The organism is Vibrio sp. SCSIO 43136 (genome assembly GCF_023716565.1).
Lineage (GTDB): Bacteria > Pseudomonadota > Gammaproteobacteria > Enterobacterales > Vibrionaceae > Vibrio.
Genome location: NZ_CP071848.1, coordinates 2,777,177 through 2,794,391 on the forward strand (window position 1 = coordinate 2,777,177; position 17,215 = coordinate 2,794,391).

The window sequence follows — 17,215 nt, forward strand, 5'->3', positions numbered from 1 at the left end:
CACTGTGAGAAAATCATCAAGGAAGAGACCATGACAGATAAGCAAGCCATGATTTCATCACAGCACGCCTTACCTGGGCGAACTGCACCCGTTTTAGAAAGTGGGAAACACTTTGTGAATCAAAGCGATCTTACCGCACCGTTAGATAACGAACAACAAGAGATCGTCTTTGGTATGGGATGCTTTTGGGGAGCAGAACGTCTGTTCTGGAAGCACGAGGGCGTGGTATCCACAAGCGTTGGTTACGCTGGCGGCTTCACCCCTAATCCAACCTACGAGGAAGTATGTAGCGGCCAAACTGGGCACACTGAAGTGGTGCGAGTGCGATTCGACCCAAGCCAAACTGATCTCAACGCATTACTGACACTATTTTGGGAAAACCACGATCCAACTCAAGGTATGCGTCAAGGAAATGACCTAGGCACACAATATCGCTCTGCCATCTACATTTCACCCCAGCAAGAAGCGCAGTGTATTTCATCCAAACAGGCCTATCAACAGGCGCTTAAAGACCAAGGGCTAGGCCCAATCACCACTGAAATCTTACTCAAAGGTGAATACTACCTAGCGGAAGAGTATCATCAGCAATACCTAGCCAAGAACCCACAGGGTTACTGCGGCATTGGCGGCACAGGCATTTGTCTGCCACCAAGCCTCAACCAAGACTAAGTTGCAGGATTCGAGAGCAGGTCAATCACTTGGTTGACCTCTTTCATTACCGCCAATTTTTTCTTATTGCGAATATCTGGCAGCAATACTTTGCCTTTCTCAAAATAAAAAAGACCAATATTGGCAATAAAGAACGACCCTTTAAACAGCACCTTCACAAACTTAGCAATTTGATTTGGGTGATAATTTTGAAACACTCTGTCCATTGCAGCTTCCTCTTGGAGTCCAGTTCATCGACCTTGTGAGCTCCAAATTAACGACAATTTAATATCCTCTGGTCATTCCACTGCAAGTTTAACGCCAATTTATCTTCAGCTCGCCTATCAATTATGCAAAGATGCGCTACGCTTTATAGCAGGGCAATAAATAAAGGCTTAGAGACCTTTTGTCCTTAATAAATCAATATAAATTCGCTCTCCAATAACGGAAAACAATATGAAAAAAACATCACTACTTGCACTAATGATGTGCACTCTGCCATCTATGACTATGGCGCATAACCTGACTGTGGGTGAAACCATTCCTGCAGCTAGTGTTGCGAAACACGGTGAACTGATGCTAGAAGGTGACAAAATCGCTTACCAAGCTTGGGACAGTGCAAACCTAACGGGTAAAGTACGCGTAGTACAAGCGATTGCAGGACGTAAAAGTGCCAAAAAACTGAACGCTCCACTTATTGACGCAATCATTGCAGCGGAGCTTCCAAACGATAAATACCAAACCACAACAGTCATCAACCAAGATGACGCAATGTGGGGCACAAGTTCATTCGTTAAATCATCAGCAGAAGACAGCAAAAAAGAGTTCAACTGGTCTTCTATTGTGCTAGATAAAGATGGTACTGCATTTAAGGCGTGGGAATTGGCAGAAGAAAGCTCAGCAATTTTTGTTGTCGATCAGCAAGGTACTGTACTTTTTGCTAAAGAAGGTGCACTCACTGAAGCTGAGATCTCACAAGTGCTTGCAACTGTAGAACAGAACCTGTAATTCTATAGCTTCTATTCACCTAACCAATATTTTGGATATTTACCATGACAAAGATCCTTCATACTGAATCTGCACCGGCAGCCATCGGCCCATACTCTCAAGGGGTAGACCTTGGAAACATGGTGCTCACTTCTGGTCAAATTCCTGTCAACCCTCAAACTGGCGAAGTGCCTGAGGCAATTGCGGATCAAACTCGTCAGTCACTAGAGAACGTAAAAGCGGTCGTCGAAGCCTCTGGCCTTAGCGTGACCGATATCGTTAAGCTGACAGTATTTGTTAAAGACCTCAATGATTTTGGTGCAGTGAACGAAGTTTACGGTGCATTCTTTGACGAACATAAAGTGGCTAACTACCCAGCTCGTTCATGTGTTGAAGTAGCACGTCTTCCAAAAGATGTGATGATTGAGATTGAAGCGATTGCGGTACGCAAGTAATTGCTATTGGCCAATCTAAAGCCATTAAAAAAGGAGTGCTCATCGAGCACTCCTTTTTGATTTCACATGACTTGATATTAAGCGTTGTTACGAGCTTCTACTTCCGCATCAAGCTGCTCAAGTTTGTTCTTCATCTGCTCACGACACACATCGGCAAGTTTGCGCACATCGTCTTTATCATAACCTTCAGTGCTCACCGGTGGCAGCATTTCAACAATCACATGACCGTTGTTCCAACGGTTCAGTTTAATTTTGCCTTGGGTAGTACTACACACAATTGGGATCACAGGTACTTCAGCACCAATGGCAGCATGAAATGCACCGGTTTTAAATGGCAATAAGCCACGACCGCGAGAGCGTGTGCCCTCTGGGAACATCCATACAGACACCCCAAGCTCTTTCACTTTATCGACCACCTGAGAAATGGTACCCATAGCGCGGCTGCGATTGGCACGGTCAATCAAGATGTTACCCGTCAGCCAATACAGCTGACCAAACAGAGGCAGCCAAACTAAACTCTTCTTACCGACAGTCACCACTTTTGGTGTCACTGCTGAAGAGACCGTAAACAGATCCCAAGAGTTTTGGTGGTTGGCAATATAGATATGTTGACCACGCTCGTATGCATCTTCCGGCAAACGCAGCTCAAGCTTAATCCCAAATACCCTATGCATCGCACCGAACATGCGACCAAAGGTAAAAACGTGTTTAGGGTTACGAGGGCTAAGCAAGCAGTAGCCACAACCAAACACGAACATCACTACGGCAAAGATCGCCACAGCAATAATACGAAGTAATGCAATCATTTCTGATCCCTAACCTAGGCGTTTTCGCCAAATTGAAAAAAGCCGAAGCGGGAAACCTGCTTCGGCTTTTATTTTAGTTTACTTAGCTCGACTGGCTGATGCGCTCGATGTTTGCACCTAGCTTAGCCAGTTTATTTTCAATCTTATCGTAGCCACGATCGATGTGATAAATACGGTCAACAATGGTCTCGCCCTTGGCGATACAACCCGCAATCACAAGGCTTGCTGACGCACGAAGGTCAGTTGCCATCACCTGAGCACCACTCAATCCTTCAGCATCACCACAAATGACCGTGTTGCCTTCGATTTCGGCTTTAGCGCCCATGCGCATTAACTCAGGCACGTGCATGAATCGATTTTCAAAGATGGTTTCAGTGATAACACCACCACCCTTGGCCATCATGTTCAACAAGGTGAACTGTGCTTGCATATCTGTTGGGAAACCCGGGTGCGGCGCAGTGCGAATCGTTACTGCTTTTAACTCACGTCCGGTCATATCAAGACTGATCCAGTCCTCACCCGTTTCGATATCAGCCCCTGCCTCTTCAAGTTTGGCAAGCACGGCTTCGAGTAACGACGCTTTGGTGTTACGACACACTACTTTGCCACCAGAAACCGCCGCCGCAACAAGGAAAGTACCCGTTTCAATGCGGTCCGCCACAACACTGTGCTTACCACCACCGAGACGCTCAACACCTTCGATGGTGATGGTGTCAGTACCTGCACCGGAAATCTTCGCACCTAAGGTGTTTAGGAACTCAGCGGTATCAACAATCTCTGGTTCACGAGCTGCATTGTCGAGAACCGTCTTACCTTCTGCCAAGGTAGCAGCACACATCACAGTAATGGTTGCACCAACGCTCACCTTGTCCATGACAATATGAGCACCTTGCAGACGACCATCGACTTCAGCTTTGACATAACCTTCTTCTAAAGTGATTTTTGCGCCCAATTGCTCTAGACCGTGAATATGTAGGTCCACAGGACGAGCGCCAATAGCACAACCACCAGGAAGAGAAACTTGACCATGACCAAAGCGCGCCACTAATGGACCAAGTGCCCAGATAGAAGCTCGCATGGTTTTCACCAAATCATAGGGCGCACAATAGTTATCGATATTGCGACCATCCACGTGTACCGAACCGTTACGCTCAACTTTTGCGCCTAAACGAGTCAGCAATGCCATCGTAGTATCGATATCACGCAGTTTTGGTACGTTTGCCACCTCTACTGGCTCTTCCGCCAGAATTGATGCAAACAAAATTGGTAGGGCAGCATTTTTTGCACCCGAAATAGATACTTCACCCGACAGTGGGGTTGAAGAACCCGTTACTCGAAACTTTTCCATCATAAACCTTTATAACGACATCAACTTCTTATCGCGTGCCCACTCTGCTGGGGTATAGGCTTTGATTTGAATCGCATGAATTTCATTGCTTTGGATGTGGTCCCAAAGTGGACCGTAAATCAGTTGCTGCTTTTTAACACGGTTCATACCGTCGAAGCATGCATCCACTGCGATAACCTCGTAGTGACTGCCTTCTCCTTTTACATGCACTTCTTCTAAGCTCAGTGCTTCATCCAGTAATTTTTTTACTTCTACGCTGTCCACGGAAAACCCCTGTTAGCTTTTAATATGTTCAAACAATATGGCCTCGGCATTGCTTAAGCGACACAAGGTACGAAGTTGCTCAGGCACAAAACAGAGCATTATATGACAGTTTTGCTTTTTTGCATGCCTTATTAGCTGTATCAACATCGCAAGTCCGGCAGAGTCGACGCGAGAGACCTGCTCTAAACTTACTTCAAGTCGGGCTTGGTTATGTTTAATTTTGGTCAGAGCTTTCCAAATTTCTGGTACAGAGTCTCTGTCTAACTCACCACTGAGCGCCATTTCCTTGTCAGAAATCCACTCAATTACTGAAGTCATTGATTTGCACTCCTTCGCCTGCTGCCAACTGAATTGTCACGACTACTGCTTAAACACTATCGGTTGCTCCGACTGTGCTTGTAACTCATTTGCAACCGCAGTAATGCCTTTTTGACGAATACTAGTATTCCACTCTGAGCGCTTGCTAGAAAGTAAGCTAATGCCTTCGGCTACCATGTCAAACGCCGCCCAATCGCCACTTTTTTTGTCTTTACGTAATTTAAAATCGAGCTTGATGTTTGGATTTGGCTTATCAACGATCTCTACTGTAATTTCAGTGATACGTTTACCCTCAGGAATTGACTGAGCACGCTCAAAGATAATTTCCTGATCATCGAACTGGGTTAACACTTGCGCATACGAAGTGACTAAGTAATTACGGAAAGCATCGATAAATACCAGCACTTCGTCTTTGTTGTCCTTGTTAAAATTTGAGCCTAGAAGCTTAAGTGCCGCGTAACGATAGTTGACGTAAGGCATCAGCTCTTCTTCAACCACTACTTTTAAGAGTTCTGGCTGCTCACGGATCTGATCTCTCTCATTTTTCAGGCGGTTAAAGGTTTTTTCAGCAACCTGCTGCATCATTTGATAAGGATCTTTTTGATCAAACTTCTCTTGAGCCAGCCCCCCAGATGAGACGCAGCTCAGCACCAACATCAATACTGCTGAGATCCAATTTTTCATTACAATGACTCCCCTGTTGAATCACCACCGACTCGATACAACACTTGACCGATAAGGTCTTCAAGCACCAATGCCGACTTTGTATCTTCGATGTAGTCGCCATCCCCGAGCATATCGATATCTTCATCGACAAATCCAGGAAAAACCTATGTACTGTTCACCAATCAGCCCAGATGTCAGGATCTGAGCACTTGAAGTTTCTGGAAAAAAGCCAAACTGCTGGTCTATTTCCAAGGTAACAATCGGTACATACGACTGCTTATCGAGATCGATCTGCGCAACGCGCCCAACTACCACACCACCAATTTTGACTGGTGAGCGAGGTTTCAAGCTACCAATGTTGTCAAATTGCGCTTTCAAGCGATAGCTGTCGTTTTGACCAAAGCTTTTCACATCGGCCACCTCGAAAATCATGATAAGCACAGCAATCATACCTGTGAGTACGAATGCGCCAACCGTAAGTTCTAACTTTTTGCTTTGCTGCATAATTAATTTCCAAACATAAGTGCGGTCAGCACAAAATCCAGTCCTAGAATCGCTAGAGACGAGTGCACCACAGTACGTGTTGTTGCCTTACTGATCCCCTCAGACGTTGGGATCGCATCATATCCGTTAAACAAAGCAATCCAGGTGACGCTAATGGCAAACACCATGCTTTTTATCAAACTGTTACCGATATCTTGCCCAAGCTCGACACTCGATTGCATTGAGGCCCAAAAACTGCCGTAATCGATCCCCTTCCAATCCACACCGACCAGCTGAGCGCCCCAAATACCGACAATCATGAAAATAAACGCCAGCAATGGCATCGAAATAAAACCAGCCCAAAATCGAGGTGCGATCACTCGCTTAAGTGGATCGACCGCCATCATTTCCAAACTTGATAATTGTTCCGTCGCTTTCATAAGACCAATTTCTGCGGTCAATGCAGAGCCTGCACGCCCAGCAAACAGCAGCGCCGTCACCACTGGCCCAAGCTCTCTAAGCAGCGAGAGTGCAACCATTTGGCCCAACGCTCCTTCTGCGCCAAAGTCCACCAGTACCACATAACCTTGTAAGCTAAGTACCATACCAATGAAGAGTCCAGAGAGCATAATAATCACTAACGACTGAACACCCACGCTATAGAGCTGCTTTACCAACAGTGGTAGATTCTTTAACGGTTGTGGCTTATGCACCAAAGCGCCCACGAGCATTAAGCTAGCACGGCCAAAGCTTTCACATAGAGACAGGGTTCTATGACCAATTCTTGCAACCTTTTCCATCACCAGATCAATCATCTGCAAATAGCTCCTGTGCTAAAGGTTGGCTCGGATAACGAAATGGCACTGGGCCATCAGCATGGCCCTGCAAAAATTGCTGAACTCGCGGATCTTCATTCTCTCTAAGCTGCTGTGGTGTACCGTGCGCAATCACTTTACCATCCGCCAAGATATAAGCGTTATCAGCAATGCTCATCACTTCTGGTACATCGTGAGACACAACAATTGAGGTCAACCCAAGGGCCTTATTAAGGCTATCGATCAAAGTAACCAACACCCCCATGGTGATAGGGTCCTGACCGACAAAAGGTTCATCGTACATAATCAGCTCTGGATCAAGCGCTATCGCTCGCGCTAAGGCAGCCCGTCTTGCCATGCCCCCTGATAGCTCACTAGGCATCAATTGTGCTGCACCACGTAAGCCGACGGCTTCCAATTTTAAGGTAACGATGGTGGTGATCAGCTCCTGATCAAGGTCAGTATGCTCACGTAGCGGGAACGCCACGTTATCAAACACATTAAGATCGGTAAAAAGCGCCCCAGATTGGAACAGCATGCTCATTTTCTTACGAGCTTGGTACAAACGAGAGCGGCTCAAAGTGGGAATATTATCGCCATCGAAGTTTATCGAGCCACGTTCAGGGGCGATTTGCCCGCCAATCAGGCGCAGCAAAGTGGTTTTTCCTATCCCTGATGGCCCCATAATTGCGGTAATTTTACCTCTAGGAACGGTCAAGCTGACGTCATCAAATATCTTTCGCTCGCCTCGAGAAAAAGAGAGATTTTGAATGTTAACCAGATCCTTAGTCGACATATAACCCCAGATAGATATTGAATTTATTCTAATTGAACGGCAATCATAAGCACAATGTCGCTCAAGTTCAAAGTATACCGACGCAGAAGCTAGATAATTTACGCTATATTTACCTCACTAATAATTCACTCAGCACAAACGACGGGAGATTGATGTGCTTGTACAGAGTTCGTCTTGGTTTTTTCTACGCTGAGACTTCCATTTTAGTTCGCGAACGGTCAAAATTAGCCGCTAACTCGTCTTCATATCATACGTAATTTAAGGGAAAGTCATGCTTGAAGCTGTTGCTCTACTTATTGTGGGCTTAATTCTGCTCGTCTGGAGTGCGGATAAATTGGTGTACGGTGCGGCTGCACTGGCCAAGAATATGGGAATATCGCCTCTAGTCATCGGCATGACAATTCTTGCTATGGGTTCATCAGCGCCTGAGATGATGGTCTCTGCGACCGCAGCGCTTGACGGAAAAACCGATACGGCTGTGGGTAATGTTCTGGGCTCAAACATCGCCAATATCGCTTTAATTTTAGGTATCACCGCGCTGATCAAGCCACTATCCATCAGCTCAGCTGTGATTCGTCGTGAACTGCCATTGATGATCGTTGTGACCGTTCTGGCGGGCCTTCTAATGTATGACAACTACTTAGGTTTCTACGAAGGCGCTCTACTGTTTGTGCTATTTGCCGCCTTCATCATTACCATGCTCAAAATTAGCCAAAATGAAAAGAAGCGTGGCGATGCGTTCGTCGAAGAACAAGAGTCTGAGATCCCTCAAGATGTACCCAACTTAAAAGCAGCGATGTGGGTTGTGATCGGTCTAGTGCTTTTACCACTGGCATCGAACCTACTGGTCGATAGTGCGGTCTTCATTGCTAAGGCATTTGGTATGAGCGACCTTGTCATTGGCCTAACCATCATTGCTATCGGCACTAGCCTACCAGAACTGGCAGCATCACTTGCGGGTGTGTTGAAAGGCGAAGATGACATGGCGGTTGGCAATATCATTGGCTCGAACGTATTCAATATTCTAGCGGTGATGGGGATCCCGGGTATTTTGAACCCTTCAATCCTCAACGAACACGCCATGGGTCGTGACTTCTGGGTGATGCTTGCAGTTTCACTGTTACTCGTTGTGATGGCTCTAGGTAAATCCCGCAGCGTTAACCGTATTGAAGGCGGCGTACTCTTCACTTGTTTCCTTGCTTACCAAGGCTACCTACTATTTAACCTAGCGGCGTAAGAGGTCTAATATGTCATTTGATTTTTGCCAAGCGGCCAAGCGAGTCATCGAAATCGAAGTCGAAGGCTTACAGCAACTGCCACAATACGTAGACCAAAGCTTTCAAGCTGCCTGTGAAATGATCATGGCATCGAGTGGAAAAGTGGTGGTCATGGGCATGGGTAAGTCGGGCCATATCGGCAAGAAAATCGCAGCAAGCCTAGCCAGCACAGGAACCTCCTCGTTCTTTGTCCATCCAGGGGAAGCCAGTCACGGTGATCTAGGCATGGCAGAAGAACATGATGTAGTGATTGCCATCTCCAACTCTGGTGAGTCGTCGGAAATTCTTAGCATCTATCCAGTGTTAAAGCGCCGCGGCATCAAAGTTATTGCGATGACAGGTAAACCCTCTTCTACTATGGCTAAGCTTGCCGATATTCACCTGTGCATCGCTGTGCCACAAGAAGCTTGCCCACTCGGTCTTGCGCCAACCTCCAGCACTACAGCAACCTTAGTGATGGGTGATGCACTGGCAGTAAGTTTGCTTCAAGCGCGTGGCTTCTCAGCTGACGATTTCGCTCTATCGCATCCAGGTGGCGCTCTGGGTAGAAAACTGCTTCTTAAACTTAGCGATATTATGCAAACTGACGATGCGCTGCCAAAAGTAGCACCAGAGGCGCTAATTCGTGACGCTCTATTGGAAATATCCCAAAAAGGCCTAGGTATGACTGCTGTGGTTGATAGCGACGATCAAGTACTTGGCATCTTTACCGATGGCGACTTGCGCCGCTTGCTCGACAAGCGTATTGACATTCACACAACCAAGATCGGTGATGTGATGACCCAAAACCCTACTATGGCTTCACCAAACATGCTGGCAGTAGAAGCGGTCAATATGATGCAAGAGAAAAGCATTACCAGCTTGCTGTTGAGCGAAAATAATCGCTTAGTTGGTGCGCTCAATATCCACCACCTACTCAAAGCAGGAGTGATGTAATGAGTGAGATGGTAGAAACACTCTATGGCCCGGTAAACAAAGCCACTTTTGAGATTGCTAAGCAGATCAAATTACTGATTTGCGATGTGGACGGCGTATTTTCTGATGGCCTTATCTACATGGGTAATCAAGGCGAAGAGCTAAAGACTTTCCATACCCGTGACGGTTACGGCATTAAATGTTTAATGTCTGCTGGTATTGAGATCGCTATCATCACTGGCCGAAAATCTCAAATCGTTGAAAATCGCATGCGTGCTTTAGGCATCAAGCTGATTTACCAAGGCCAAGATGACAAAGTGAAGGCCTATCAAGACATCTGTTCCAAACTCAATGTAGCACCTGAGCAAACGGGTTACATCGGCGATGATCTGATTGACTGGCCAGTGATGGAAAAAGTCGCACTGAAAGTTTGTGTCGCCGATGGTCACCCTTTATTGGCAAAACGTGCTAACTTTGTTACCCAAATTTGTGGCGGACACGGTGCGGTGCGCGAAGTGTGTGACTTGATTCTGGAAGCAAGAGGCGAGCTCGATGCTCATAAAGGCTTGAGCATATGAACATGCCTCGTCCTATCTACTTAATCTTGCTATTTGCCAGTTGTTGGTCGCTGTACTACCTATACGGCTACGACAACACGCAAACCATGCAAGTTAAGCCTGATACCGAGTTGCCTATGTTTTCCGGGCGTAACCTGGTTAACACCAGCTACAACCAAGCGGGATTAAGAAACTTCGAAATTCGCTCCAAGTACCTCGACCATTACGCCAAAAATGGCGATACCATCTTTGAAAGTTTGAGGCTGGATGTATTTCGCGAAGGTCAACAGGTGGAATGGACCATTAGTGCTGACCGAGGTGTGCTCGACAAAGAGTACAAATTGCACCTCACAGGTAAGGTAACAATAAAAAACCTGTTACCGGAAGCAGCCTTTGATACTATGAATACCGAATCACTTGTTATCCAGCTGGAAAATAAAGATTTCTATGCCAACCAGCCCGTCAAACTGTTTGGCCCACAATTTACGACCACGGGGAATGCGATGCGAGGCAACTTCGACCGCAATGACGCAACTCTGTTTGAACAAGTACAAGGCCGATATGAAATTAAAGCTCCTTAGCTTGATCGGGTGCCTGCTTCTTTCCACCAGCAGCTGGGCACTAAGCAATGATACTGAGCAGCCGATCTACATAAACTCGAATAGCCAGTCACTCGATATGAAAAGTAACCGAGTGACGTTCGAAGGTGATGTGACACTGAAACAAGGCAGTATCAACATTAAAGCAGATAAGTTGATCGTTTTGCGTAATAGTGAGGATGACTCGGTAGAAGTCCTTGAGGCTTATGGCAAACCGACCACTTTCACTCAGTTAACCGATGAAGGTAAAACCTTGAGTGGCAAAGCCAATGTACTGAAATACATGGTGGCACAAGACTTATTGACCATGAATGGTGATGCCGAGCTCGCTCAAGATGAAAGCTTGATTAAAGGTACCTCTATCCGTTACCAAATTGCGTCGCAGCAGCTAATGGCGGATGGTAAAGAAGGCCAACCCGTGTCAACCATATTGCAACCAGCAGCTCCGAGCGAACCTAAATAATTATGGCGTTATTGAAAGCAAAGAATCTGGCCAAAAGCTACAAGAAGCGCAAAGTCGTTTGTGACGTCAGCTTGGAAGTGAATTCTGGACAAATCGTCGGCTTGCTCGGGCCTAATGGTGCGGGTAAAACGACCTCTTTTTACATGATTGTCGGGCTAGTGGCACGAGATGAAGGCACGATTACTATTGATGATAACGACATCAGTATCTTGCCAATGCACAGCCGTTCACGACTAGGGATCGGTTACCTGCCGCAAGAAGCATCGATTTTTCGCAAGTTATCAGTAGAAGATAACATCATGGCAGTTTTAGAAACTCGCGCCGACCTGACCCGTGAAGAACGTCAGGACAAGTTAGAAGATCTGTTGGATGAATTTCATATCCAACACATCCGCAAAAGCGCAGGGATGGCCCTGTCCGGTGGTGAACGCCGCCGAGTCGAAATCGCCCGGGCATTGGCTGCCAACCCAAAGTTTATCTTACTTGATGAACCTTTTGCCGGTGTCGACCCAATCTCAGTCATCGACATCAAAAAAATCATCCAGCACTTGCGAGACCGTGGTTTAGGAGTATTGATCACCGACCACAACGTCCGTGAAACACTCGATGTATGTGAACGAGCTTACATCGTTAGCCAAGGGCACTTAATCGCCGAAGGCACGCCGGAAGAAGTTCTCAATAACGAACAGGTAAAACGAGTTTATCTGGGTGAACAATTCCGACTATGATTAAATAGAGAAACAGTTGGTAGCATCATGGTCATGGCAGATAAGCCAAACCAGATAGAAGTAAAAACGATAAAAAGGACTCCATGAAACCATCACTTCAGCTCAAGCTAGGTCAACAGCTGGCGATGACGCCGCAACTGCAACAAGCGATTCGCTTGCTGCAGCTTTCCACGTTGGATCTTCAACAAGAAATTCAAGAAGCTCTGGAGTCCAATCCACTGCTCGACGTGGAAGAAGGCTTTGAAGAAAACGCCGAGGCCAACTCAGAGGCAGCGAAAGAAACAGCAAACGCTGAAAAAGAAGCGCCTGAAGAGACTGCCACGGCAGAGCCTGATGCACCAGATAGCTCAGACATGATTGAAAAGTCTGAAATTGGCTCCGACCTAGAAATGGATACGACCTGGGAAGATGTCTACAGCGCCAATACTGGCAATACCGGCATCGCTCTAGATGACGATATGCCCGTGTATCAAGGGGAAACGACCCAGAGCTTGCATGACTACCTACTGTGGCAACTTGACCTAACCCCATTTACCGAAACTGACCGTACTATTGCCTTAGCGATCATCGATGCTATTGACGACTACGGTTACCTCACTATCAGCGCAGAAGATATTTTAGATAGCCTCGGCCTTGATGAAGTTGAGCAGGATGAAGTAGAAGCCGTTCTGAAACGAATTCAGCAATTCGACCCACTGGGTGTTGGCTCGCGTAATCTACAAGAGTGCCTACTGCTTCAACTGGCTACCTTCCCTGAAGATACTCCTTGGCTCACAGAAGCGAAATCTCTGCTCGAAAACCACATTGAGCAACTGGGAAATCGAGACTATAAATTAATTATCAAAGAGACAAAACTCAAAGAGCCTCAACTGCGTGAAGTGCTTCAACTGATCCAACAGCTAGACCCTAGACCAGGCAGCAGTGTTACCGCAGAAGAAACTGAGTATGTCATTCCAGATGTTTCCGTGTTCAAAGATCATGGTCAATGGAAAGTAACCATCAACCCAGATAGTGTGCCTAAGTTGAAAGTAAACCAACACTACGCTTCATTGGGTAAAGGAAATAGTGCTGATAGCCAATTTATTCGTTCCAATCTTCAAGAAGCCAAATGGCTGATAAAAAGTTTAGAGAGCAGAAACGAGACGCTGCTCAAAGTTGCTCGTTGTATAGTTGAACATCAACATGATTTCTTCGAGTATGGTGAAGAAGCGATGAAACCGATGGTGTTAAACGACATAGCACTTGCTGTCGACATGCATGAATCGACCATTTCTCGTGTCACGACACAGAAATTCATGCATACACCACGCGGTATTTTTGAGTTGAAATATTTCTTCTCCAGCCACGTCAGTACTGACAATGGCGGAGAGTGTTCATCAACGGCAATTCGAGCTCTGATAAAAAAATTGGTCGCTGCCGAAAACAGTGCCAAACCACTCAGTGATAGCAAGATTGCCACCCTGCTAGCTGACCAAGGGATTCAAGTTGCACGCCGTACTATTGCAAAATATCGAGAGTCTCTGGGCATTGCGCCGTCAAGTCAGCGTAAACGCCTACTATAAAGGCCTAGAAAGAAGGAAAGTCTATGCAAGTTAACATCCAAGGACACCACGTCGATCTAACCGATTCCATGCAAGACTATGTACACACCAAATTCCAAAAGCTTGAACGCTTCTTTGACCATATCAACACCGTTCAAGTGGTATTAAAAGTTGAAAAACTCGATCAAATAGCCGAAGCTACACTCCACGTTAATCAAGGCGAAATTCACGCAGCGTCCACGGACGAAAATATGTATGCTGCTGTCGACTCACTCGTTGACAAATTAGTTCGCCAATTGAACAAGCATAAAGAAAAGCTAAGTAGCCATTAATCATGCAATTAAGCGAAGTACTCTCACTGGACTGCACCAAAAGTGCAGTCCAGTGCACTAGTAAAAAACGAGCTCTAGAAATCATCAGTGAAGTTGCGGCTGAGCACGCAGGACTCAATCAAACGGCACTGTTTGAGTGTATGCTCAACCGAGAGAAAATGGGCAGTACAGGCATTGGAAACGGAATTGCCATCCCCCACGGTCGTATGATGGATTCAGAGCAAGCCGTTGCCGTGTTAATTCAATGCCAAGACCCAATTGAATTTGACTCCATCGACAATCGCCCCGTCGATCTGCTTTTTGCCCTGCTCGTCCCTGATGCTCAGTGCAAAACACATCTAAAGACCTTGTCAGCCATGGCGGAACGCCTCAACGACAAACAGACTCTCAAACAACTGCGTAACGCTCACTCTGACCAAGAGCTTTACGAGATCATTACCCAATAGTGCCTATTTAGGAAAGGGAACACATCATGGCATCGCAAAAATTGCGTTTGATTGTAATCAGTGGGCAGTCAGGCGCAGGAAAAAGTGTGGCGCTTCGAGTCTTAGAAGATTTGGGTTACTACTGTGTCGATAACTTACCTGTGGATCTTCTGCCTTCTTTCGTCAATAGCGTTAAAGCCAGCGAACAGAACGTTGCAGTAAGCATTGATATTCGCAACCTACCTCAGCAGCCTAAACTGGTTACCCAAGCGCTTGAAACCCTCAAACAGCATGCCGACGTCAATGTACTCTTTTTAGATGCGTCCCAGAATGCTTTGATCAAACGCTATAGCGAAACTCGCCGTATCCACCCGTTATCACTCAATAGTGAGCAGCAGCTGACGCTCGAACAAGCGATAGAAAAAGAGAAATCGCTACTACTAGGATTAAAGTCTCAGGCGGATCTCATCATCGACAGCACCGACCAATCACTGCATGATTTAAGTGAAATGGTCAGACGACGAATTGAAGGGCGTGAAACCAAACAGCTGGTGATGATCTTTGAGTCTTTTGGTTTTAAATACGGCATGCCGAGTAATGCAGACTATGTATTTGATGTACGCTTCCTTCCCAACCCTCATTGGGACCCGAACCTACGACCACTCACCGGACTCGATGCTCCAATTAAAAGCTTTTTACAATCTCATCAGGAAGTTGGTGAACTAAAACAGCAAATTCAAACCTTCATCGAAAACTGGTTACCCCTGCTTGAGAAAAATAATCGTAGCTACTTAACCGTCGCAATAGGTTGTACGGGAGGCAAGCACCGCAGTGTTTATATTGCTCAGCAACTGGGAGAATACTTTGACGGGCAAGGACACCAAGTGCAGATCCGTCACGCCAGCCTAGAAAAGAACCACAAAAAATAGAGTTAGGAGCCCTTATGGCGCAATGCAGTAAAACCGTTCTGATTCAAAACCGATTGGGCTTACATGCCCGAGCTGCGGTGAAACTGGTCGAGCTTGCGCAAAGCTTTGAAGCAGAGATCACCGTCAGCAACGAAGAAAAACAAGCAGGAGCTGACAGCGTCATGGGACTGCTGATGTTAGAGTCTTCACAAGGGCAACACGTCACCATTAGCGCCGAAGGCCCGCAAGCAGACGAAGCACTCACCGCAGTTTGTGAGCTTATTGAACATCGCTTCGACGAAGAAGAATAAATTCGTCACATCAAAAGGTTATCTTAAAACAATGCCAGCAAACATCGCTGGTATTGTTGTAGAATTAGGATACTATTCAATAAATTTTTCAATACTCTAGGGGGAGATCATGGCTGAGCAGTTGGACATAGACCAAACTCATCAAACCCTACAAGAAGTCAGTGATGCGCTCGATAGCGGCCGTTTCGTTCATGTTCGCCGCATGTTACAAGATCTTGAGCCAGAAGATATCGCCCACCTACTTGAGGCTTCGCCTCGTAAAAGCCGTGATGTATTGTGGCAACTCACCGATCCTGAAGATTACGGTGAAATCCTCGACGAACTGTCCGAGGATGTAAAAGATAACCTAGTCGCCAAGATGGGCGCAGAAAAGCTTGCAGAAGCCACTGAAGGTCTTGAGACCGATGATATGGCCTACGTACTGCGTAGTTTGCCTGAAGATCTTTCTCAACAAGTACTTTCACAGATGGACATCGCCGACCGTCAACGGGTTGAGACTGCTCTATCGTACCAAGAAGATACCGCCGGCAGCTTGATGAATACCGACGTAATCACTATCCGTAGTGATGTCGATGTCGATGTGGTGTTACGCTACTTGCGCATGAAAGGTGAACTGCCAGAAGCGACAGATGCTCTATACGTGGTCAATGAAGAAAGCCAACTCCAAGGCTATTTACACCTAACCACCCTGCTTACTTCTCAACCTGATGTGGCGATTAAAGACATCATGGAAGACCCTGACGAAGCGATCAGCGTCAACACCAATGATAGTGACGTCGCTAGCCTGTTTGAGCGTCGTAACTGGGTCTCAGCCCCTGTCGTGGATGAAGAAAACCGCCTCGTTGGTCGAATTACCATCGATGACGTAGTTGACGTTATTCGAGAAGATGCCGAACACTCAATGATGAGTATGGCGGGCTTGGATGACGAAGAAGATACCTTTGCTCCAGTGCTAAAATCGGCTCGAAAGCGCAGTATTTGGCTCGGTGCTAACGTGCTTGCCGCACTCGCTGCAGCTTCCGTTTCCAACATGTTTGAAGCGACACTTGAGCAAATGGCAGCGATTGCCGTCCTTATGACTATCGTACCTTCAATGGGTGGCGTTGCAGGCAACCAAACCGTTGCCTTGGTGATCCGTGGCTTAGCCCTTGGTCACATCGGTGACAGTAACCAACGAGAATTGCTCCTCAAAGAAGCGGCGATCGGGTTTCTCAACGGCATGCTGTGGGCGCTGATCATCGGCGGTATCGTTGTAGTGTGGAAAGACAATTGGATGCTAGGTGGCATCATTTCAGCGGCTATGATGACTAACTTATTTGTTGCCGGCGTTGCAGGGGTATCTATCCCTATCCTACTAAAACGCATGAACATTGACCCGGCACTGGCTGGCGGCATGGCGCTGACAACCGTCACGGATGTGGTAGGTTTGATGGTGTTCTTAGGGCTGGCGACGATTGCACTAGGATAAAGACGGGAAGCGGGAAGCGGGAAGCGGGAAGCGGGAAGCGGGAAGCGGGAAGCGGGAAGCGGGAAGCGGGAAGCGGGAAGCGGGAAGCGGGAAAGCTTCTCACAT

23 protein-coding genes and 1 pseudogene are annotated in these 17,215 nt (G+C 46.7%); 15 read left to right on the top strand and 9 right to left on the bottom strand.

What is annotated here, in order from left to right; genetic code table 11:
- Positions 1 to 30: 30 nt before the first annotated feature.
- Complete coding sequence (gene msrA, locus J4N39_RS13005) at positions 31 to 669, top strand: peptide-methionine (S)-S-oxide reductase MsrA (protein ID WP_252020172.1); 639 nt, start codon at positions 31 to 33, stop codon at positions 667 to 669.
- Here the strand turns inward: msrA and J4N39_RS13010 are convergent.
- Entirely contained in the window at positions 666 to 875 is a 210-nt protein-coding gene (locus J4N39_RS13010) for a DUF1107 family protein (RefSeq protein ID WP_252020175.1), read from the bottom strand. The two genes, msrA and J4N39_RS13010, sit on opposite strands and share 4 nt — an antisense overlap.
- A gap of 229 nt (positions 876 to 1,104) precedes the next feature.
- Between J4N39_RS13010 and J4N39_RS13015 the strand changes: the two genes are divergently transcribed.
- Positions 1,105 to 1,656 (top strand): YtfJ family protein, encoded by a 552-nt coding sequence (locus J4N39_RS13015; RefSeq protein WP_252020177.1) that lies wholly within the window; start codon positions 1,105 to 1,107, stop codon positions 1,654 to 1,656.
- Positions 1,657 to 1,700: 44 nt separating this feature from the next.
- Positions 1,701 to 2,090: a RidA family protein gene (locus tag J4N39_RS13020; RefSeq protein WP_252020179.1), complete on the top strand. Its 390-nt coding sequence runs from the start codon at positions 1,701 to 1,703 to the stop codon at positions 2,088 to 2,090.
- A 77-nt stretch (positions 2,091 to 2,167) separates the two neighbouring features.
- On the opposite strand, the gene J4N39_RS13025 is transcribed toward J4N39_RS13020, so the two are convergent.
- The 8 genes and pseudogenes from J4N39_RS13025 to mlaF all read right to left on the bottom strand — a co-directional run bounded on the left by J4N39_RS13025 (position 2,168) and on the right by mlaF (position 7,586).
- Positions 2,168 to 2,896 carry a 1-acylglycerol-3-phosphate O-acyltransferase gene (locus tag J4N39_RS13025; protein ID WP_252020181.1) on the bottom strand — a complete coding sequence of 243 codons (729 nt, stop codon included), beginning with the start codon at positions 2,894 to 2,896 and terminating at the stop codon, positions 2,168 to 2,170.
- Between the two features lie 82 nt (positions 2,897 to 2,978).
- Positions 2,979 to 4,244, bottom strand: a complete 1,266-nt coding sequence (gene murA, locus J4N39_RS13030) for a UDP-N-acetylglucosamine 1-carboxyvinyltransferase (RefSeq protein ID WP_252023752.1) — start codon at positions 4,242 to 4,244, stop codon at positions 2,979 to 2,981.
- A 9-nt stretch (positions 4,245 to 4,253) separates the two neighbouring features.
- The gene (ibaG, locus tag J4N39_RS13035) at positions 4,254 to 4,508 is read right to left on the bottom strand and encodes a BolA family iron metabolism protein IbaG (protein WP_252020184.1); all 255 of its coding nucleotides are present in this window, start codon (positions 4,506 to 4,508) and stop codon (positions 4,254 to 4,256) included.
- Positions 4,509 to 4,520: 12 nt separating this feature from the next.
- Positions 4,521 to 4,826: an STAS domain-containing protein gene (locus tag J4N39_RS13040; RefSeq protein WP_252020185.1), complete on the bottom strand. Its 306-nt coding sequence runs from the start codon at positions 4,824 to 4,826 to the stop codon at positions 4,521 to 4,523.
- 42 nt (positions 4,827 to 4,868) lie between these two features.
- On the bottom strand, positions 4,869 to 5,510 hold the full coding sequence (locus J4N39_RS13045) for an ABC transporter substrate-binding protein (RefSeq protein ID WP_503063682.1): 642 nt from the start codon (positions 5,508 to 5,510) through the stop codon (positions 4,869 to 4,871).
- Positions 5,510 to 5,996: pseudogene (mlaD, locus tag J4N39_RS13050) on the bottom strand (outer membrane lipid asymmetry maintenance protein MlaD). Before mlaD ends, J4N39_RS13045 begins: the two are co-directional and overlap by 1 nt.
- Positions 5,997 to 5,998: 2 nt before the next feature.
- Positions 5,999 to 6,790 carry a lipid asymmetry maintenance ABC transporter permease subunit MlaE gene (gene mlaE, locus J4N39_RS13055; protein ID WP_252020186.1) on the bottom strand — a complete coding sequence of 264 codons (792 nt, stop codon included), beginning with the start codon at positions 6,788 to 6,790 and terminating at the stop codon, positions 5,999 to 6,001.
- Positions 6,783 to 7,586 (bottom strand): phospholipid ABC transporter ATP-binding protein MlaF, encoded by an 804-nt coding sequence (gene mlaF, locus J4N39_RS13060; protein WP_252020190.1) that lies wholly within the window; start codon positions 7,584 to 7,586, stop codon positions 6,783 to 6,785. Before mlaF ends, mlaE begins: the two co-directional genes overlap by 8 nt.
- 271 nt (positions 7,587 to 7,857) lie before the next feature.
- On the opposite strand from mlaF, the gene J4N39_RS13065 reads away from it, so the two are divergent.
- The 12 genes from J4N39_RS13065 to mgtE all read left to right on the top strand — a co-directional run bounded on the left by J4N39_RS13065 (position 7,858) and on the right by mgtE (position 17,110).
- Entirely contained in the window at positions 7,858 to 8,823 is a 966-nt protein-coding gene (locus J4N39_RS13065; protein WP_252020192.1) for a calcium/sodium antiporter, read from the top strand.
- 10 nt (positions 8,824 to 8,833) lie between these two features.
- Positions 8,834 to 9,799, top strand: a complete 966-nt coding sequence (gene kdsD, locus J4N39_RS13070) for an arabinose-5-phosphate isomerase KdsD (RefSeq protein ID WP_252020194.1) — start codon at positions 8,834 to 8,836, stop codon at positions 9,797 to 9,799.
- Positions 9,799 to 10,356 carry a 3-deoxy-manno-octulosonate-8-phosphatase KdsC gene (gene kdsC, locus J4N39_RS13075; RefSeq protein ID WP_252020196.1) on the top strand — a complete coding sequence of 186 codons (558 nt, stop codon included), beginning with the start codon at positions 9,799 to 9,801 and terminating at the stop codon, positions 10,354 to 10,356. Before kdsD ends, kdsC begins: the two co-directional genes overlap by 1 nt.
- Complete coding sequence (gene lptC, locus J4N39_RS13080; RefSeq protein ID WP_252020198.1) at positions 10,353 to 10,916, top strand: LPS export ABC transporter periplasmic protein LptC; 564 nt, start codon at positions 10,353 to 10,355, stop codon at positions 10,914 to 10,916. Before kdsC ends, lptC begins: the two co-directional genes overlap by 4 nt.
- Entirely contained in the window at positions 10,897 to 11,397 is a 501-nt protein-coding gene (lptA, locus tag J4N39_RS13085; RefSeq protein ID WP_252020201.1) for a lipopolysaccharide transport periplasmic protein LptA, read from the top strand. Before lptC ends, lptA begins: the two co-directional genes overlap by 20 nt.
- Positions 11,398 to 11,399: 2 nt before the next feature.
- Positions 11,400 to 12,125, top strand: a complete 726-nt coding sequence (gene lptB / locus J4N39_RS13090; RefSeq protein WP_252020203.1) for an LPS export ABC transporter ATP-binding protein — start codon at positions 11,400 to 11,402, stop codon at positions 12,123 to 12,125.
- A gap of 83 nt (positions 12,126 to 12,208) precedes the next feature.
- Positions 12,209 to 13,687, top strand: coding sequence for an RNA polymerase factor sigma-54 (locus tag J4N39_RS13095; RefSeq protein ID WP_252020205.1), 1,479 nt, complete (start codon positions 12,209 to 12,211; stop codon positions 13,685 to 13,687).
- A 23-nt stretch (positions 13,688 to 13,710) separates the two neighbouring features.
- The gene (hpf, locus tag J4N39_RS13100) at positions 13,711 to 13,998 is read left to right on the top strand and encodes a ribosome hibernation promoting factor (RefSeq protein ID WP_252020207.1); all 288 of its coding nucleotides are present in this window, start codon (positions 13,711 to 13,713) and stop codon (positions 13,996 to 13,998) included.
- A 2-nt stretch (positions 13,999 to 14,000) separates the two neighbouring features.
- Positions 14,001 to 14,444: a PTS IIA-like nitrogen regulatory protein PtsN gene (gene ptsN, locus J4N39_RS13105; RefSeq protein ID WP_252020209.1), complete on the top strand. Its 444-nt coding sequence runs from the start codon at positions 14,001 to 14,003 to the stop codon at positions 14,442 to 14,444.
- 41 nt (positions 14,445 to 14,485) lie between these two features.
- On the top strand, positions 14,486 to 15,352 hold the full coding sequence (gene rapZ, locus J4N39_RS13110; protein ID WP_252023756.1) for an RNase adapter RapZ: 867 nt from the start codon (positions 14,486 to 14,488) through the stop codon (positions 15,350 to 15,352).
- A gap of 14 nt (positions 15,353 to 15,366) precedes the next feature.
- Positions 15,367 to 15,642, top strand: a complete 276-nt coding sequence (locus J4N39_RS13115; RefSeq protein ID WP_252020211.1) for an HPr family phosphocarrier protein — start codon at positions 15,367 to 15,369, stop codon at positions 15,640 to 15,642.
- A gap of 109 nt (positions 15,643 to 15,751) precedes the next feature.
- Positions 15,752 to 17,110 (top strand): magnesium transporter, encoded by a 1,359-nt coding sequence (gene mgtE, locus J4N39_RS13120; RefSeq protein WP_252020213.1) that lies wholly within the window; start codon positions 15,752 to 15,754, stop codon positions 17,108 to 17,110.
- Positions 17,111 to 17,215: the final 105 nt, after the last annotated feature.

Coding starts and splice junctions, on each gene's coding strand:
- msrA (WP_252020172.1), top strand. CDS start 31: ATGACAGATAAGCAAGCCATGATTTCATCACAGCACGCCTTACCTGGG.
- J4N39_RS13010 (WP_252020175.1), bottom strand. CDS start 875: ATGGACAGAGTGTTTCAAAATTATCACCCAAATCAAATTGCTAAGTTT.
- J4N39_RS13015 (WP_252020177.1), top strand. CDS start 1,105: ATGAAAAAAACATCACTACTTGCACTAATGATGTGCACTCTGCCATCT.
- J4N39_RS13020 (WP_252020179.1), top strand. CDS start 1,701: ATGACAAAGATCCTTCATACTGAATCTGCACCGGCAGCCATCGGCCCA.
- J4N39_RS13025 (WP_252020181.1), bottom strand. CDS start 2,896: ATGATTGCATTACTTCGTATTATTGCTGTGGCGATCTTTGCCGTAGTG.
- murA (WP_252023752.1), bottom strand. CDS start 4,244: ATGGAAAAGTTTCGAGTAACGGGTTCTTCAACCCCACTGTCGGGTGAA.
- J4N39_RS13040 (WP_252020185.1), bottom strand. CDS start 4,826: ATGACTTCAGTAATTGAGTGGATTTCTGACAAGGAAATGGCGCTCAGT.
- J4N39_RS13045 (WP_503063682.1), bottom strand. CDS start 5,510: ATGAAAAATTGGATCTCAGCAGTATTGATGTTGGTGCTGAGCTGCGTC.
- mlaE (WP_252020186.1), bottom strand. CDS start 6,790: ATGATTGATCTGGTGATGGAAAAGGTTGCAAGAATTGGTCATAGAACC.
- mlaF (WP_252020190.1), bottom strand. CDS start 7,586: ATGTCGACTAAGGATCTGGTTAACATTCAAAATCTCTCTTTTTCTCGA.
- J4N39_RS13065 (WP_252020192.1), top strand. CDS start 7,858: ATGCTTGAAGCTGTTGCTCTACTTATTGTGGGCTTAATTCTGCTCGTC.
- kdsD (WP_252020194.1), top strand. CDS start 8,834: ATGTCATTTGATTTTTGCCAAGCGGCCAAGCGAGTCATCGAAATCGAA.
- kdsC (WP_252020196.1), top strand. CDS start 9,799: ATGAGTGAGATGGTAGAAACACTCTATGGCCCGGTAAACAAAGCCACT.
- lptC (WP_252020198.1), top strand. CDS start 10,353: ATGAACATGCCTCGTCCTATCTACTTAATCTTGCTATTTGCCAGTTGT.
- lptA (WP_252020201.1), top strand. CDS start 10,897: ATGAAATTAAAGCTCCTTAGCTTGATCGGGTGCCTGCTTCTTTCCACC.
- lptB (WP_252020203.1), top strand. CDS start 11,400: ATGGCGTTATTGAAAGCAAAGAATCTGGCCAAAAGCTACAAGAAGCGC.
- J4N39_RS13095 (WP_252020205.1), top strand. CDS start 12,209: ATGAAACCATCACTTCAGCTCAAGCTAGGTCAACAGCTGGCGATGACG.
- hpf (WP_252020207.1), top strand. CDS start 13,711: ATGCAAGTTAACATCCAAGGACACCACGTCGATCTAACCGATTCCATG.
- ptsN (WP_252020209.1), top strand. CDS start 14,001: ATGCAATTAAGCGAAGTACTCTCACTGGACTGCACCAAAAGTGCAGTC.
- J4N39_RS13115 (WP_252020211.1), top strand. CDS start 15,367: ATGGCGCAATGCAGTAAAACCGTTCTGATTCAAAACCGATTGGGCTTA.
- mgtE (WP_252020213.1), top strand. CDS start 15,752: ATGGCTGAGCAGTTGGACATAGACCAAACTCATCAAACCCTACAAGAA.